Origin of the sequence: Methylobacterium sp. WL1, assembly GCF_008000895.1 — a bacterium.
GTDB lineage: Bacteria > Pseudomonadota > Alphaproteobacteria > Rhizobiales > Beijerinckiaceae > Methylobacterium.
Genome location: NZ_CP042823.1, coordinates 6,027,588 through 6,042,271, shown reverse-complemented (window position 1 = coordinate 6,042,271; position 14,684 = coordinate 6,027,588). Strand labels below are relative to the sequence as shown.

Annotated in this window: 14 protein-coding genes and 1 pseudogene; 8 read left to right on the top strand and 7 right to left on the bottom strand. The window is 69.1% G+C overall.

Annotation, left to right across the window (positions count from 1 at the left end; translation table 11 throughout):
- Positions 1-95: 95 nt before the first annotated feature.
- Both FVA80_RS29390 and FVA80_RS29385 read left to right on the top strand, forming a co-directional pair.
- Positions 96-455, top strand: coding sequence for a hypothetical protein (locus FVA80_RS29390; RefSeq protein ID WP_147905890.1), 360 nt, complete (start codon positions 96-98; stop codon positions 453-455).
- Between the two features lie 6 nt (positions 456-461).
- The gene (locus FVA80_RS29385; RefSeq protein WP_147854718.1) at positions 462-731 is read left to right on the top strand and encodes a BrnA antitoxin family protein; all 270 of its coding nucleotides are present in this window, start codon (positions 462-464) and stop codon (positions 729-731) included.
- Positions 732-1,408: 677 nt separating this feature from the next.
- Here the strand turns inward: FVA80_RS29385 and FVA80_RS29380 are convergent.
- The 3 genes from FVA80_RS29380 to FVA80_RS29370 all read right to left on the bottom strand — a co-directional run bounded on the left by FVA80_RS29380 (position 1,409) and on the right by FVA80_RS29370 (position 5,324).
- Positions 1,409-3,445 (bottom strand): PAS domain S-box protein, encoded by a 2,037-nt coding sequence (locus FVA80_RS29380; protein ID WP_147905891.1) that lies wholly within the window; start codon positions 3,443-3,445, stop codon positions 1,409-1,411.
- The gene (locus FVA80_RS29375; protein WP_147905892.1) at positions 3,435-4,178 is read right to left on the bottom strand and encodes an alpha/beta hydrolase; all 744 of its coding nucleotides are present in this window, start codon (positions 4,176-4,178) and stop codon (positions 3,435-3,437) included. The genes FVA80_RS29380 and FVA80_RS29375 overlap by 11 nt, the downstream gene beginning before the upstream one ends.
- Positions 4,179-4,577: 399 nt before the next feature.
- A complete protein-coding gene (locus FVA80_RS29370) occupies positions 4,578-5,324 on the bottom strand; it encodes a glucose 1-dehydrogenase (RefSeq protein ID WP_147905893.1) in 747 nt (248 codons plus the stop codon).
- 107 nt (positions 5,325-5,431) lie between these two features.
- On the opposite strand from FVA80_RS29370, the gene FVA80_RS29365 reads away from it, so the two are divergent.
- From FVA80_RS29365 to FVA80_RS29350, 4 genes and pseudogenes are all read left to right on the top strand, one after another.
- A complete protein-coding gene (locus FVA80_RS29365) occupies positions 5,432-5,785 on the top strand; it encodes a helix-turn-helix domain-containing protein (protein WP_147905894.1) in 354 nt (117 codons plus the stop codon).
- Between the two features lie 419 nt (positions 5,786-6,204).
- Positions 6,205-7,062 (top strand): annotated as a pseudogene (locus FVA80_RS29360) (manganese catalase family protein).
- A gap of 134 nt (positions 7,063-7,196) precedes the next feature.
- A complete protein-coding gene (locus tag FVA80_RS29355; RefSeq protein ID WP_147905895.1) occupies positions 7,197-8,369 on the top strand; it encodes a zinc-dependent alcohol dehydrogenase in 1,173 nt (390 codons plus the stop codon).
- Positions 8,366-8,941 carry a cyclase dehydrase gene (locus FVA80_RS29350; RefSeq protein ID WP_147905896.1) on the top strand — a complete coding sequence of 192 codons (576 nt, stop codon included), beginning with the start codon at positions 8,366-8,368 and terminating at the stop codon, positions 8,939-8,941. Before FVA80_RS29355 ends, FVA80_RS29350 begins: the two co-directional genes overlap by 4 nt.
- A 97-nt stretch (positions 8,942-9,038) precedes the next feature.
- On the opposite strand, the gene FVA80_RS29345 is transcribed toward FVA80_RS29350, so the two are convergent.
- Genes FVA80_RS29345 through FVA80_RS29335 form a run of 3 tightly spaced genes read right to left on the bottom strand, consistent with a single transcriptional unit; the run spans position 9,039 to position 10,788 of the window.
- Positions 9,039-9,512 carry a YaiI/YqxD family protein gene (locus tag FVA80_RS29345; protein ID WP_147905897.1) on the bottom strand — a complete coding sequence of 158 codons (474 nt, stop codon included), beginning with the start codon at positions 9,510-9,512 and terminating at the stop codon, positions 9,039-9,041.
- On the bottom strand, positions 9,509-9,712 hold the full coding sequence (locus FVA80_RS29340) for a hypothetical protein (protein WP_147905898.1): 204 nt from the start codon (positions 9,710-9,712) through the stop codon (positions 9,509-9,511). Before FVA80_RS29340 ends, FVA80_RS29345 begins: the two co-directional genes overlap by 4 nt.
- A complete protein-coding gene (locus tag FVA80_RS29335; RefSeq protein ID WP_147905899.1) occupies positions 9,712-10,788 on the bottom strand; it encodes an adenylate/guanylate cyclase domain-containing protein in 1,077 nt (358 codons plus the stop codon). Before FVA80_RS29335 ends, FVA80_RS29340 begins: the two co-directional genes overlap by 1 nt.
- Before the next feature lie 276 nt (positions 10,789-11,064).
- Here FVA80_RS29335 and FVA80_RS29330 point away from each other — a divergent pair, with 276 nt between their 5' ends.
- Both FVA80_RS29330 and FVA80_RS29325 read left to right on the top strand, forming a co-directional pair.
- Entirely contained in the window at positions 11,065-11,904 is an 840-nt protein-coding gene (locus FVA80_RS29330) for an aldo/keto reductase (protein WP_147905900.1), read from the top strand.
- 99 nt (positions 11,905-12,003) lie between these two features.
- Positions 12,004-12,450 carry a DMT family transporter gene (locus FVA80_RS29325; protein ID WP_147905901.1) on the top strand — a complete coding sequence of 149 codons (447 nt, stop codon included), beginning with the start codon at positions 12,004-12,006 and terminating at the stop codon, positions 12,448-12,450.
- Between the two features lie 11 nt (positions 12,451-12,461).
- Here the strand turns inward: FVA80_RS29325 and FVA80_RS29320 are convergent, their stop codons facing one another.
- Positions 12,462-14,642 carry a transglycosylase domain-containing protein gene (locus FVA80_RS29320; protein WP_147905902.1) on the bottom strand — a complete coding sequence of 727 codons (2,181 nt, stop codon included), beginning with the start codon at positions 14,640-14,642 and terminating at the stop codon, positions 12,462-12,464.
- Positions 14,643-14,684 lie beyond the last annotated feature (42 nt).

Here is a 14,684-nt window from a genome sequence, read left to right as displayed (position 1 = left end):
CTTCACCCCTCGAACAGGCCGGACCCGCTCCAGAGACCGTTCCGGCGCGCGACGCGCAGGACGCGGTTCCGCTGGACCGGGGCGAAAGGCACAGGATGAGCGACGAGACTGAGACCGACCTCGACGAGGCCGAGGACATCCGCGACGCGGAAGCGGAAGCGAAGACCCGGGCCGACAACCGCGCCGAGCGTGCGGAGCGGGCCGAGCGCATGGCCCGCGAGGGCGCGCAGGCGATGGCCGAGCACCACGCGTCGATCAAGGCGATCGACGAGCGGACGCTGAAGCTGCGTTCGCTGCGTCTCGCCAAGGAAGCGGCCGAGGCCGAGGTCAAGGCCGCCGAGGTGCAAGCCAAGGTTGCCGAGAAGGAAGCCAAGGCCGCCGCCAAGATCGCGAGCAAGACTGCAAAAGGTGCCGCCAAGAAGGCCGCGCCGAAGAAAGCCGTCGCGAAGGACTGAGGGCCGATGGCCGACGATCGCAACCGCCGCCGCTTCACCGATCCGCGCGCGGCCGCCGAGGCGGCTTTCAAAGCCGCCACGACCGCCAAGCCCGCCGCTGCTCCTCCACCACCCGCGCCGTCGGCTCCCCGCCCGACGGCGGTCCCGGGCGCGCGCGAGATGGTCACGTTGCGCCTCGACAGCGCCGTGTTGGCCCATTTCCAGAAGGACGGCCCGGGCTGGCAGGACCGCGTCAACGAGGCGTTGAAGACCCTCGTTCCAGCTGACGACGCGTAGGGCGGATCGGGACTTTCCGATTGGATAGCCGGGCTCCTCAAAGGCGCCGGGTGTTCGCGGCCGCTTGCGCGCGCCGCCGTTTTCCTCTGGGCCGGCCCACCGCTTGCCGTCGGGGTCGATCGATCGTGCTCGAAGTCTTGGCCTGCGGCGTTGCGCTGATACGCTCAGGCTCGCCTCACGGTCCCCGCGTTCACGCGAGTGTTTACGGCGAACCAGCTTCCACGTCGGTAGCGAGCGGCCTCACGCATCGTGCTCCCCGAATGCTAAGCTTTCCGGTTCGCCGCTCCGGGCAGAGGATGCGGCGCGCCCGGAATCTTCCTGTCCCCGTCCAGAGACGGGACATTCCCGAAGGCTTGCGGGCCAAAGGCAATGGCAGACAGTGAACACCCGATCCCGTCGGCAAGCAGTTGCCGTCATCTGCAAGTGCAAGACGCGCAGGTCTCGACCCTTCCCAGGTGTTTGCAGTAACGGGCGGCATATGGCTGCCCCGCCTGGCCGGCAACTATGGTCTCCGCGACGGGGCAGCGGCTGAAGGGTCCGCGGAAACCTGGGATCCGTGGATGAGTATGGCCCTCTGTGGCCCGTCGCTCTTACTTCCGTGCCGCGTTCTCGGCTGCCACCCGGGCGGGAGATTGGCGCATGCCGTCGGACCTGGCCCGCGTCTCTGAGCCGGAACGTCACCCTCGCGGCTCGATCTCCGTCATCGTTTGCCCGAACGCCGGCGACAGCACGCGGCCGAGAATGCGGCCGAGCTGATCGGCCGAGTATGGCTTGTGGATCAGCTCGAACCCGTGCAGCCCGTCCTGGGCCAGGACGTGGCTGTAGCCGGTCGCCAGCAGCACCGGCAGGTTCGGTATCCGGCGCTGGAGCAGCCGCGCAAGCGCGATGCCGCCCATGCCGGGCATCACCACGTCGGAGAACACCACATCGAAGCCGGCGCCGTCCGGCCCGAGCTTCTCGATCGCATCCTCGGCGTTGGCCGCCCAGGTCGCCCGGTAGCCGATATCCTCCAGGATCTGGGTGGCGAAGCGCCCGACCTCGACATTGTCCTCGACGATCAGGACGTGCTGGCCGCCGCCCGCCGGAAAACCCTCGCGGAGATAGGGGACCACAAGGTCCTCCGGCGCCACGACGTCGATCTCCGGCAGGTAGAGCGTGAAGGTCGTGCCACTGCCGACGACGCTGTGAACGGCGACGTCGCCACCGGATTGCTTGGCAAACCCGAACACCTGGCTGAGCCCGAGGCCGGTGCCCTTGCCGACCTCCTTGGTGGTGTAGAACGGCTCGAAGATGCGGCTGAGCATGTCCGGCGCGATGCCGGTCCCGGTATCGGTGAGCGACACTGCCGCGAACGGACCGAGGGCGGCCGCGTGGCCGCGGATCGGCGGCAGGGCGCTGGCGCAGGTCAACCGGAGCGTGAGCGTGCCTTCGCCGTCCATGGCGTCACGAGCGTTGACCGCCATGTTGACCAAGGCGGTCTCGAACTGGCTGAGATCCGCCTTCACGTAGCAGGGTGCGGCCGGCAGGTCGGTGCGCATCTGGATGCGCGCACCCGTCAGGGTGTTGAGCATGTCGGCCACGCCGCGCAGGCGCTCGCCGACTTCGAACGCCTCGGGCTTGAGCGTCTGGCGCCGGGCGAAGGCCAGGAGCTGGCTCGTCAGCTTCGTGGCGCGGTCGACCGTGTCGGACACGGCATCCATGTAGCGGTCGCGCCTTTCCGCCGGCAGGTCGGGGCGGCGCAGGAAGTCCACTGACGAGCGGATGATGGTCAGCAGGTTGTTGAAGTCGTGGGCGACGCCGCCGGTAAGCTGGCCGACCGCCTCCAGCTTCTGCGACTGGCGCAGCGCCTCCTCCGCTCGCTGCAGCGCGTCGGCCTGCTCGTGCTGCGCGGTGGTATGCCGGCCGGTTCCGTAGATCTGCCCGTCCTCGAACGCCCCCGTCCAGGCGAAGCGGCGATAACTCCCGTCCACGTGCCGCAGGCGGGACTCGAACGGGACACTCACGGGAGCCGTCACGATTCCGGCCAGCGCAGCCTGGGCCGCCGCAAGGTCGTCCGGGTGGATGAACGCGGAGACTTTTTGCCCGACGAGATCGGCGGACTGCCAGCCGAGCAGGGTCGTCCAGGCGGCATTCACGGCCGTCACGACGCCCACGGCATCCGCCGCCACCAACAGATCCGGGGAGAGCCGCCACGCCCGATCGAGGGCGCGGGCCCGTTCCGCCACCCGGGCCTCCAGCGTCAGGTTGAGGTCTTGCAAGGCGATCCTTGCCTGGTCGGCGTGGCGGCGGGCCTCCAGGAGATCGCGCTCGTAGCGGCGGCGGTCCGAGGCATCGAACGCGGTGATCCGGATGAAGCGGACGTCGCCCGCGTCGTCCCGGCGGACGACTGCGTTGGCGATGACCGGCAGGGTCGTTCCGTCGCGGCGCACCAGATCGAACGCCACCTCCTTGAACGATCCCTGCAGGCGCAGGAGCGGCGCGAAATGGGTCTCGTAATAGATCTTGCCCGCAATGGTCAGCAGATCGAGGAACCTGCGTCCGACGAGTTCCGCGGGCGGATAGCCCAGCCAGTTGGCCAGCGTCCGGTTGACCCGGGAGAACCGCCCGTCCGGCAGGGCCGAGGCGTAGCCGCACGGGGCGTTCTCGAAGAGGTCTTCGAGGTCGTCGACGTCCGGCCCGGGGGCGCAGGGCGGCGCGTCGCCCTTAGCCGCCAAGGACGAAGGCCTCGATCGCCGCGATGGTCTCCTCCGGGGCGCTCAGGTTCGGGCAATGGCCCGACGCCTCGAAATGGACCAGCGTGCTGTTCGGCAGCTTGCGGTGGACATACGCGCCGACTTGCTGCGGCGCGACGATGTCGTCCGAGCACTGGATGACGAGGCATCGGGCGGTGACGCCATCCAGGTCAGCCCGGTTGTCCGACGTGAAGGTGGTCCGGGCGAAGCGCTTGGCGATCTCGGGATCCGTGCGGCAGAAGCTGTTGGTGAGTTCCTGCCCGAGTTCCGGCCGATCGGGGTTGCCCATGATCACTGGGGCCATCGTGTGCGACCAGCCCATGTGGTTGCTGTCGAGGAAGTCGAGCAGTTCCTCCACCTGCGCCGGAGTGAAGCCGCCGACGTAATCGCCGTCGTCGATGTAGCGCGGCGACGGGCAGACCAGGACGAGGCTGTCGAACAGGTCTGGCGCCCGCTTCCAGGCGAGGATGCCGATCATCGCGCTCACCGAATGGCCGACGAACACGCCGCCCCTCACGCCGAGCGCACGCGACACCGCCACGACGTCGTCGGCGTAGCCCGCCAGGGTTGCGTATTTCACCGGGTCGTAGGCCGACAGATCCGACCCGCCGGCGCCGATATGGTCGAACAAGACGGTGCGGAAGCGGTTCTCGAACGCAGGTGCCACGAAGCGCCACATGTTCTGATCACAGCCGAACCCGTGGGCGAAGACCATGGCAGTCTCGCCGGATCCTGCGACCCGCACATTGTGACGTTGGAGGACCGACACGTCCGCTCCCTTCGACCGCGTTTCGGTCTAAGGCCGTTCCGGATCGTGAAGCAATCCGGACCGCGTCGCAGCCCTACAGGGAACGCACCCCTTTTTGGCGCCATCGGCGCCGATCACGGCAGCGGGCGGCCCGCGCTTCGTAATAAGGCGGCGTGCTGTCCCGGAACTGGTGCCCGTCTCCACCGTACAAGGCTTGGCGTATCGTCCCGAACGGCAGAAGCCAGCTGTCGAGACGAATCACCTGGAATACCCGCCTCGGGGCAACGGCGTGCGCCTACGGCACGACCGTTTCGGGAACCCGCGCGGCCCCGTCGCCGATGACCACGCGGAATCGGGCGTTGCGGATCAGCGGATCCCGCCGCTGGCGGTGATCACCTCGCCGGTCAGCCATCGGGCGTCGTCGGAGGCCAGGAACGTGACCACGCCAGCGATGTCGTCCGGTCGTCCGGCGCGGCCGAGCGGCGTTTGGGCGATGAAGCCGGCCTCCATCTCGGAGCCGACGATTCCGGCCGTATGCGTGCCCTCGGTCACCACGAAGCCCGGGCTGACCACGTTCACGCGAATCCGGCGGGGCGCCAGCTCATTGGCCAGGACGCCCGAGATCGCGTTCAGCGCCCCCTTGGTCCCGGCATAGGCCGCGGCGGCGGGCGTGTGCACGTGGGTGATGGCCGACGAGATGTTGATGATGCTCGCGCCTTCGCCGAGATGCGGCGCGGCGGCCTGGCTGGTCAGCAGGACACCCAGCACGTTGACGTCGAACAGCCGGCGGTAATGCGCCTCCGTGATCTCCTCCAGCGTGGCGAACTCGTAGACGCCGGAATTGTTGACCAGCACGTCGAGCCGGCCGAACTGCGTCACGGTGGCCGCGATCAAGCCCTGCGCCTGGGCAGCCTTGGATACGTCGCCCTGCACCGCGATGGCCTTGCCGCCCTCCGCGTTGATGGCCGCGGTCACGGCCTCGGCATCCGCCCGGCTGCTGGCGTAATTGACCACGACCGCGGCGCCCTCCCGCGCCAGCGCCGTTGCGATTCCGGCCCCGATGCCCTTCGATGCGCCGGTGACCACGGCGACCTTGCCCTCGAGCTTCGACATGTGTGCTAACCTCGGCACGGGACCGGCGCCGGTATGGCCGCCTTAGTCCCATAGTTCGGAATTTCGGAACTAACGGTGCGCGGATCAAGACCCTACATGCGGAAATCATGAGGCCGCTGTTTCACCCCGCCATCGAGGACATCCGACCGGAGGCGATCCTCCACGCCCTGTCCGACCCGAATCGGGCGGCGATTTACGCGCAGATCATGCGGTCGGGCTGCGTCGAAGCCTGTTCCGCCGTCTCCGCCCTGGGCGACCGGGTCATCCCGAAATCGTCGCTGTCCGCGCACTTCAAGGTGCTGCGTGAGGCGGGCCTGATCCGGAGCGAGCGCCACGGAGTGGAGATGCGCAACCACTCGCGCTGCGCCGAGGTGGAGGCGCGGTTTCCGGGCCTGCTGGCGGCGATCCTCAACGCCTACGCGTCGGACGCCGGCAAACAAGCGCGCGGGCCCGACGCGTAACGTTCGGCACTGGGTACCGCCGACCCGGCCGCGTCGCACGCTTGGGCCGGTCCGCAGACAAGGCCCCCTCCCGTCGATCACCAGCACCGGCCGAAGCTCGCCGCAGCCTTATCGCCGGCATACCCACACGCTTATTCCCGGCGCCGGGAACAACCCGGGCGCATGGCACAACATATGTTGGTCCATCATGTCGGGTTAAGCGCGGCAATTGGCTAAAAAAACTAACATCGTTTGGTTCTCGCTCTTCAAAATCGCCATCCGCGGCGCAAAAAGCGCATCCTGATCGGAAGAAATACTGAACCGCTCCCGCCAAACGCGGTTGATCGGATAGCGCGACGGGATACCCCGACGGTATCGAGCCCGCACGAGTTTGCGCGCCGAAAGCCGGCGCCCATCATCAGCAGCGAGGAGCAAACCGCATGTACTACCTCGACAAGCGTCTCCAATACCCGGTCAAGGTCGACAGCCCAGACCCGATCTACGCGCGGATGCTTCAGCAGGCGATCGGTGGAATCGAAGGCGAGATCCGGGTCTGTATGCAGTATTTCTTCCAGGCGTGGGGTAATCGCGCGCCGACCACGAAGTATCGCGACATGCTGCTCAACACCGCCACGGAGGAGCTGGGCCATATCGAGATGCTCGCCACCGCGGTGGCGATGAACCTCGAGACCGCACCGACCAAGGTGTAAGAGGCAGGTGCAGCCGACGCCATCGTCGGCGCCGTGATGGGCGGCGAGAACCCGCGCCACATCGCTGAGGGGATGCTGCACAAGACGCTGCTATCCACCGGCATGGCGGCTTTCCCGGGTAATTCCGACGGCCTGCCGTTCGACATGAGCCACATCTACGCCAGCGGCAACATCGCCGCCGACATGTACTGCAACGTCGCCGCCGAGAGCACCGGCCGGGTGCTGGCCGTGCGCCTGTACAACGCGACCAACGATCCGGGCATGCGCGACATGTGGAGCTTCCTCATCGCCCGGGACACGATGCACCAGCAGCAATGGCTGTCGGTGATCGAAGAGCTGGGCGGCCATACCGGCACCCTGCCGATCCCGAACTCCTTCCCGCAGGAGAAGGAGAACCAGAAGTTCAACTACAACTACTTCTCGTCCTCGGCTGACGGCTCGCCGCCGCCCGAGGGCCGCTGGACCCAGGGCCCGTCCCTCGACGGCAAGGGCGAGTACAGCATCGTGCAGAACCAGCCGATGGGTCAGGAGCCCGTGCTCGGTCCTGCACGTCCGGACAGCGGCGCCCAGTCCGAGCAGATCGGCTGATGACTCAGCCTTCCGAGGCGCGGGCGTGACGCCCGGCCCCGGGGGGCAATCGACGCACGCGGACAGAAGAACGCCGGAGTTCCGGTCGGTCCGACGCCGATCGGACGACGAACAGAAGCGGGAAGAACGCCCCCATGAAGGCACTGGTCTGGCACGGCACCGGTGACGTCCGTTGCGATTCGGTCCCGGATCCGGAGATCGAGGACGAGCGGGATGCCATCATCAAGGTGACGAGTTGCGCAATCTGCGGCTCGGACCTGCATCTCTACGACCATTTCATGCCCGGCATGAAGTCGGGCGACATCCTGGGCCACGAGGCCATGGGCGAGGTTGTCGAAGTCGGCAAGGACAACAAGGCTCTCAAGCCCGGCGACCGGATCGTCGTCCCGTTCACCATCACCTGCGGCCAGTGCGATCAGTGCCGGCGCGGCAACTTCTCGGTGTGTGAGCGCTCCAACCGCAACAAGGCGCTCGGCGATACCGCGTTCGGGCACACCACCGCCGGCCTGTTCGGCTACACCCATCTCACCGGCGGCTACGCGGGCGGCCAGGCCGAGTACCTGCGCGTGCCGTATGCCGACGCGACGCACATCAAGGTGCCGGACGGCATCTCCGACGAAAAGCTCCTGTTCCTGTCCGACGTCTTCCCGACCGGGTGGCAGGGCGCGGTCCAATGCGACATCCAGCCAACCGACACGGTGGCGATCTGGGGCTGCGGGGCTGTCGGCCAGATGGCGATCCGCTCGGCGATCCTGCTCGGCGCAAAGCGTGTCATCGCGATCGACCGGGTCCCGGAGCGCCTGAGGATGGCCGAGGCCGGGGGTGCCGAGGTGATCGACTACAACACGGAATCCAACATCGTCGGCCGCTTGAACGACATGACCGACGGCAGGGGCCCGGAGAAGTGCATCGACGCGGTCGGGCTCGAAGCCCATGCCACGGGCGCGGTCGATGCGGTCTACGACCGGGCGAAGCAGGCGATGTTGCTCGAGACCGACCGGGCCCACGTGCTGCGCCAGATGATCATGGTCTGCCGTCCGGCCGGCGTGCTCTCGGTCCCGGGCGTGTATGGCGGCCTGATCGACAAGTTTCCCATCGGCGCGCTGATGAACAAGGGCCTGACGGTCCGCACCGGGCAGACGCACGTCAACAGGTGGACACCGGACCTGCTGCGGAGGATCGAAGACGGGCAGATCGATCCGTCCTTCGTCATCACCCACACCATCGGGCTGGAGGACGGCCCGGAGATGTACCGGGTGTTCCGCGACAAGCAGGACGGCTGCATCAAGGTGGTGATCCGGCCATGAGCGATAAACAGCATTCGCAGACGACCCGGGGCGCACCAGGGCGCGGTCCCGAGACCGGACACGACGCGCTGGCGCGCGGGCTCGGCTGGTTCTCGATCGGCCTCGGCATCCTGGAGCTGACGGCCCCGCGCGGCCTGTGCCGGGCACTCGGCCTGCGCGGTCGGGAATCGCTGGTGCAAGCCTACGGCGTCCGTGAGGTCGCCACCGGCGTCGCGATCCTCATGAGCCATGATCCGACGCCCTGGATCATCGGGCGCGTCGGCGGCGACGCGCTGGACCTCGCCACACTGGCGACCGGCTTCGAAGGCGACAACCCGAAGCGCACGAACCTCGCCGCCGCGACCGCCGCCGTGGCGGGGGTGACGGTCCTCGACGTCATATGTGCGCAAGGGCTGATCGGGCAGAAGCGCCTGTCACCCCCTGGGACCTTCGATTACGGCGACCGGAGCGGCTTCCCGCGTGGCGCCAGGAGTATGCGCGGCGCTGCCTCCGACTTCGCGCCGCCGGCCGATTTCCGCATCCCGGAGCCGCTGCGGCCATGGTCGGGCGAGCGCGTCGCGCCAGGAACCTGAAGGGTCGTTCCGAGAGGTGGCCGTCGGCTTTCGGTGACAGGCGACCCTAGACGAGGGTCCGGCGCATCGTGCCGGTCCCGATACCCGGCGCGATGCGCTAGGGCCGGTCCCGCAGAATCCGCATCACCGCCCGGTCGAGGGCCGACAGGAACGCCGAGCGGTCGGCCCGGGAGAACGGCGCCGGGCCACCCGTGATCGTGCCGGCCTCGCGTAGGGACTGCATCAGGTCGCGGGTGGCCAGCGCCATGCCGATCGAGGATTCGCTGAACGGCTTGCCGGTGAAGGCCAGGACCGTGGCGCCGGCCTTCACGCAGCGAGCGGCCAGCGGCACGTCGGCGGTGAGCACGATGCTGCCGTGCCCGGCCCGCTCCGCGATCCAGTCGTCGGCGGCGTCGAGGGCGGAACCGACGACGACGCGTACGATCCAGGGCTCGCGCGGCAGGTTAAGCACGCTGTTGGCGACGACGTGGACGGTGAGGCCGTAGCGCGCCGCTACCCGGTAGGTCTCATCCTTCACCGGGCAGGCATCGGCATCGAGATAGATCGTCGGCCGGTTCTCGGTGGCGCTCATCGCCGGGGCACCAGCTTCGAGGTGAAGCCCGCCAGGATCAGGAGCGCCCCGAGGGCGAATTGCCAACGCTCGATATCCCCGCCGATCGACAGCACCACCGCGCGGCCGATGACGATCAGCCCGAGCAGCGGAAAGCCGAAGCGCAGGGCCATCTTGACGACGATCAGGGCGGTCCGGGGTCTGGCCTGGGCTGGTGCCATCAGCGGATCGCCGCGACCCTGCGCGGGGCCGGATCCTCGGTCACCGCGACGCCGGCCTCGTCACCGCGCTCCAGCGTCGCCACAGACAACGGTGCGCCGCGGCCACGCAGGGCGTGGGCGCCCAGCGAGCGCGCCCGCACCCCCGCGGGCAGGCGCGGCAGCCGGCCCAGGAGATCCTGCGAGATCAGGATGCCGACCCCGAGTGGCCGGCACAGGGCTTCGATCCGCGAGGTCACGTTCACGGCGTCGCCGAAATACGCGATCTTGTGGCGGTCGACGCCGACTTCGGCGGTGACCACCGAACCGCCATGCAGCGCGGCGCGCAGCTTCGGCACCGTGCCGAACCGGCCGGTCCACGCGGCCTCGTCGGCCTCGATCCGGTCGATGACGTCGAACACGCAGGTGACGCAGCGCGCGTCCTTCAGGCCGCGGCTCATCGGCCATGTCACCATGGCCAAGTCGCCGATATAGTCGTCCACCGATCCGCCGTTGCGGCGCACCGGCTCGGCCAACGTCGCGAAGACCGCGCTGAGATATTCCTGCGCGCGCAGGTCGCCGTGCGCCTCCGCGAAGGCGGTCGACCCGACCACATCCAGGAACAGGAAGATCCGCTCTTCGGCCACCGGCTTGTGGTAGCGGCCGATCATGAAATTCACGAAGATCTCGCCGCCGACGAGGTCGCGCATGCGGATGACGAAGACCAGCAGGCCAGCCACCGCCAACGCGTAGGCGAGGACGCGGGCCGTCATCCGGGTCGCCACGGCGAGTTCGTCGCCGGTCAGGCCGAAGCTCCAGACGATCAGGCCGCCCAGCGCGTTGCCGGCCACGATCATTAGCACGTAGGCCAGTTCGGCCGCGATGACGTAGAGCCAGGCCGGGAGCCGGCGTATCCGGGCCTGCAACCCGGCCAGGATCAGGCCGCGATCGAAGGCCAGCACGGTGGCGCCCATGGCCAGGCCGTAGGTGAAGCCGGCGAGCGGCGCGGCGGCATCGGCGAAGATGACGTTGTACAGCAGCCCGGCGCCGGCGGCGGCCAGGAGGATCAGCGACCAGAACATCCGGTGAGCCGGCAGCATCAGCGCGTCCCCCCCAGGGTCGGCTCGGCGCCGGCGCCGCACGGGGCGCTCCAGGCCCGCGCGGGCAACCGGGCAGGCCGCTTGGTAGGCCCTGTGGCGGCCTCGTTGAGCGCGGTGTGAGACACTGGCCTAAAGTTCAACACCGGAGCGGCGACGGCCCATTGCTCATCCCCCCAAGATGGCGCGAGTAAGGCGCAGCGGGGTCCGCGTATCGGCTCGATCGGGTCGGGCGGACGATCAGAACGAGACCCCGCGCGGCCGGAAGGGAGCGCTGCCATGTACGCCAGAAGCTTCGGGGCGACGCGCGTCTCGGTGCCGGTCATCGGCCAGGGCACGTGGCATATCGACGGCTCGGACAGGGCAGACGCCGTGCGCGCCTTGCGGGCCGGCATCGATGCCGGGATGACGCATATCGATACCGCCGAGATGTACGGCGACGCCGAGGCGATCGTGGCCGAGGCGACCACGGATTGCCGCGAGGAGGTGTTCCTCGTCTCGAAGGTGGTCCCGGGCAACGCCACGCGCCGCGGCGTCGTGCGGGCCTGCGAGGCCTCCCTGCGGCGGTTGAAGACCGACCGGCTCGACAGCTACCTGCTGCACTGGCCCGGCCAGCATCCCCTGGCCGAGACGATCGCGGGGTTCGAGGACCTGCGCCGGGCCGGCAAGATCCTGTCCTGGGGCTTGAGCAACTTCGACGTCGACGACCTCGACCGGGTCCTGGCCATCGCCGGGCCGGACCGGATCGCCTGCAACCAGGTGCTGTACCACCTCAACGAGCGGGCGATCGAGCACGCGGTGCTGCCGTGGTGCGAGAGGCACGGCGTCGCGATGGTCGGCTACTCGCCGTTCGGGAGCGGCGAGTTCCCCGACCCTTCCAGCGCCGGCGGCCGCGTGCTCGACGGCATCGCCAGCACCCACGGCACGACGCCCTACGCGGTGGCCCTGGCCTTCCTGACCCGCCTGCCCGCGACCTTCACGATCCCCAAGACCGGCCGGCCGGCGCGGGCGATCGAGAACGCGGGCGCCGCGGACCTGCATCTCGGCCCGGCCGAGATCGCCATGATCGACGCGCATTTCCCCCGCGGGCCCCGGCCCCGGATGCTGCCGATGTTGTGAGCGACGGGGGCAGCCGGATACCGTCGACGCGAATGGCGGGGGGCGCGGAATCGCTGTACCGCGGCCGTTACGCGCGCCGCCCGAAAGCCCCCGACCGTCATGCTGAAATCGCTCCTGCCCTCGGCGCTCGCCCTCACGGCGGGCGTCAGCATCGTCATCCAGCAGGCGCTGAACGCGAATCTGCGCACCGCCCTCAACTCGGCTGCCCTGTCGGGGGTCGTGAGCTTCACGGTCGGGGTGGGCTGCATGGTCGTGTTCGCGCTGGTCGCCCGGGACCCGATGCCGTCCGCCGGGGTGCTCGCGCGGATCCCCTGGTGGGCGTGGAGCGGCGGGATGTTCGGGGCGATCTTCATCGGCCTCGGCATCGTCCTGGTCCCGCAGCTCGGGGCCGGAACTTTTCTGACGCTCCTGGTCACCGGCCAGATGCTGGCCTCAGTCCTGTTCGACCATTACGGCTGGCTCGGCCTCGCCCAGCGCCCGGTCGACCTGCCGCGGGCGCTCGGCGTCGCGCTGCTGATCGGCGGCGTGGTCCTGATCCGGCGCTGAGCCGGACCGGCTTACTCGCCGATCCCGAACAGCTTCTCGACGAAGTTGCGGTCGTCCTTCGGGGCTGCCCGGCGTGCCGGGGCCTGCTGGCGGGGCGCGGGCGCGGCCGGATCGCCGAAGATCTGGCCCAGGAGGTCGGCCGGGGAACTCGGCGCCGCGCTCGCCACGGAAGCCGTGGTCTCGGGCGGCGGCTTGCGCCAGCGGTTGATGCCGGGCAGCGGAACCGGGTTCTGGCCCTTCAGCGCCTGGGTCATGTAGGTCTTCCAGATCTCCGCCGGCAGGTTGCCGCCGGTGACCTTCTTGGTCAGCTCGCCGTCGTCGTTGCCGAGCCAGATCCCGGTGACGAGGGTACCCGAGTAGCCGATGAACCAGGCATCGCGGAAATCCTGGGTCGTGCCGGTCTTGCCGGCCAGCTCCCAGCCCGGGATGTCGGCCTTCTTGGCGGTGCCGGACACGAAGGTCTCGTGCATCATCGCGTTCATCATGCCGTCGGCGTTGGCGTCGATGACCCGGCCGAGACCGTTGTCGGAACGCTTGTACAGCATCTTGCCGGCGGCACTCTTCACGGAGGTGACCACGTACGGGATCACCCCGGTGCCGCCGTTGGCGAAGGCCCCGTAGGCGCCGACCATCTCCAGCAGGGTCACCTCGGAGGTCCCGAGCGCGATCGAGCCGTTGGCCTGGAGCGGCGAGGTGATGCCGAGGCGCTGGGCGGTCTGCACCACCGTCTTCGGGCCGACTTCCTGGCCGAGCCGCACCGCCACCGTATTGAGCGAGTGCGCCAGCGCCATGCGCAGCGTCACCGGGCCTTCGTAGCGGTGCGAGTAGTTCTCAGGCGCCCAGGTGCCGATCCGGATCGGCGCGTCCTCCTTCACCGTGTCGGGGGTCGCCCCGTGCTCCACGGCGGCGAGGTAGACGAACGGCTTGAACGAAGAGCCGGGCTGCCGCTTGGCAGTGGTCGCGCGGTTGAACTGGCTCTGGGCGTAGTCGCGCCCGCCGATCAGCGCGCGGATCGCCCCGTCCGGCCGCATCGAGACCAGGGCGCCCTGTCCGACGTTGAAGCGCGTGCCCTTGGCGTTCAGCTCGTCGGTGAGCGCCTTCTCGGCGAGCGCCTGCAGGCCGGTGTCGACGGTGGTCTGGACCGTGATGTCGGTGTCGAACTTGCCGACGTAATCGTCGAGCACGTCCATCACGAGATCGGCCACGTAGTTGGCCGAGCCGCCGCCGCGCGCGTTGGCGGGCCGGGCCGGCTGGGCGAGCGCCACCTTGGCGTCCTGCGCCGGGACGAAGCCGAGCTCCTGCATGGCAGCCAGCACCTGCGCGGCGCGGGCCTGGGCGGCGGGCAGGTTGCGGTTCGGGGCGAGCCGCGAGGGCGCCTGCACGAGTCCGCCGAGCATCGCGGCCTGGGCCAGCGACACCTCCTTGGCGGGCTTGCCGAAGTAGCGCTGCGCCGCGGCCTCGACGCCGTAGGCGCCGGCGCCGAAATAGACCCGGTTCAGGTACAGTTCGAGGATCTCGTCCTTGCTGTACTTGTGCTCCAGCCACAGGGCGAGGATCGCCTCCTGGATCTTGCGCGAGGCCGAGCGCTCGGGGGTCAGGAACAGGTTCTTGGCGAGCTGCTGGGTCAGGGTCGAGCCGCCCTGCGCGACGCCGCGGCGTGTCAGGTTCTGGCCAATCGCCCGGAGGATGCCCACCGGGTCGACGCCGAAATGCTGGTAGAACCGCCGGTCCTCGATCGCCACGAAGGCGCGGGGCAGGTAGGGCGGCAGCTCCTTGATCGAGACCACCCGGCCGCCGGTCTCACCCCGGTTGGCCAACAGCGAGCCGTCGCTCGCCAGGATGGCGATGTTGGGCGGGCGCTTGGGCACCGCGAGCTGGTCGATCGGCGGCAGCTGCGAGGCATGGTAGGCGATGAGGCCAGCGACGCCGATCACCGCCCACAGGCCGAGCACCACGGTGCCGTAGGCGATCCGGCCAAGCCACGAGCGCCGGCGCCGGCCGGACTTCTTCTGGGTCCGGCGTGGCGCCGTCTTGGCCGGAGCCCGCGCCATCTCGTCCGCTCGCTTACCCACGCGTTCCCCTGTCCCGGCCCGGTCGTCCCGGGACAGGCGCAGGTCGAGTTCGCCGCGATCCCGGACGCGCCCTTCCGGCACGTCGAAATTCGGCTCCATCCTGCCCCGACCCTTGGCCATGCATCCCGTCTTCGAACGATCCGAAACCAGCGCGCGCGTGCG

Coding starts and splice junctions, on each gene's coding strand:
- FVA80_RS29320 (WP_147905902.1), bottom strand. CDS start 14,642: ATGGCCAAGGGTCGGGGCAGGATGGAGCCGAATTTCGACGTGCCGGAA.
- FVA80_RS29370 (WP_147905893.1), bottom strand. CDS start 5,324: ATGTCGAAGCTCGAGGGCAAGGTCGCCGTGGTCACCGGCGCATCGAAG.
- FVA80_RS29375 (WP_147905892.1), bottom strand. CDS start 4,178: ATGGTCTTCGCCCACGGGTTCGGCTGTGATCAGAACATGTGGCGCTTC.
- FVA80_RS29350 (WP_147905896.1), top strand. CDS start 8,366: ATGAGCGATAAACAGCATTCGCAGACGACCCGGGGCGCACCAGGGCGC.
- FVA80_RS29345 (WP_147905897.1), bottom strand. CDS start 9,512: ATGAGCGCCACCGAGAACCGGCCGACGATCTATCTCGATGCCGATGCC.
- FVA80_RS29365 (WP_147905894.1), top strand. CDS start 5,432: ATGAGGCCGCTGTTTCACCCCGCCATCGAGGACATCCGACCGGAGGCG.
- FVA80_RS29330 (WP_147905900.1), top strand. CDS start 11,065: ATGTACGCCAGAAGCTTCGGGGCGACGCGCGTCTCGGTGCCGGTCATC.
- FVA80_RS29325 (WP_147905901.1), top strand. CDS start 12,004: ATGCTGAAATCGCTCCTGCCCTCGGCGCTCGCCCTCACGGCGGGCGTC.
- FVA80_RS29390 (WP_147905890.1), top strand. CDS start 96: ATGAGCGACGAGACTGAGACCGACCTCGACGAGGCCGAGGACATCCGC.
- FVA80_RS29355 (WP_147905895.1), top strand. CDS start 7,197: ATGAAGGCACTGGTCTGGCACGGCACCGGTGACGTCCGTTGCGATTCG.
- FVA80_RS29340 (WP_147905898.1), bottom strand. CDS start 9,712: ATGGCACCAGCCCAGGCCAGACCCCGGACCGCCCTGATCGTCGTCAAG.
- FVA80_RS29335 (WP_147905899.1), bottom strand. CDS start 10,788: ATGCTGCCGGCTCACCGGATGTTCTGGTCGCTGATCCTCCTGGCCGCC.
- FVA80_RS29385 (WP_147854718.1), top strand. CDS start 462: ATGGCCGACGATCGCAACCGCCGCCGCTTCACCGATCCGCGCGCGGCC.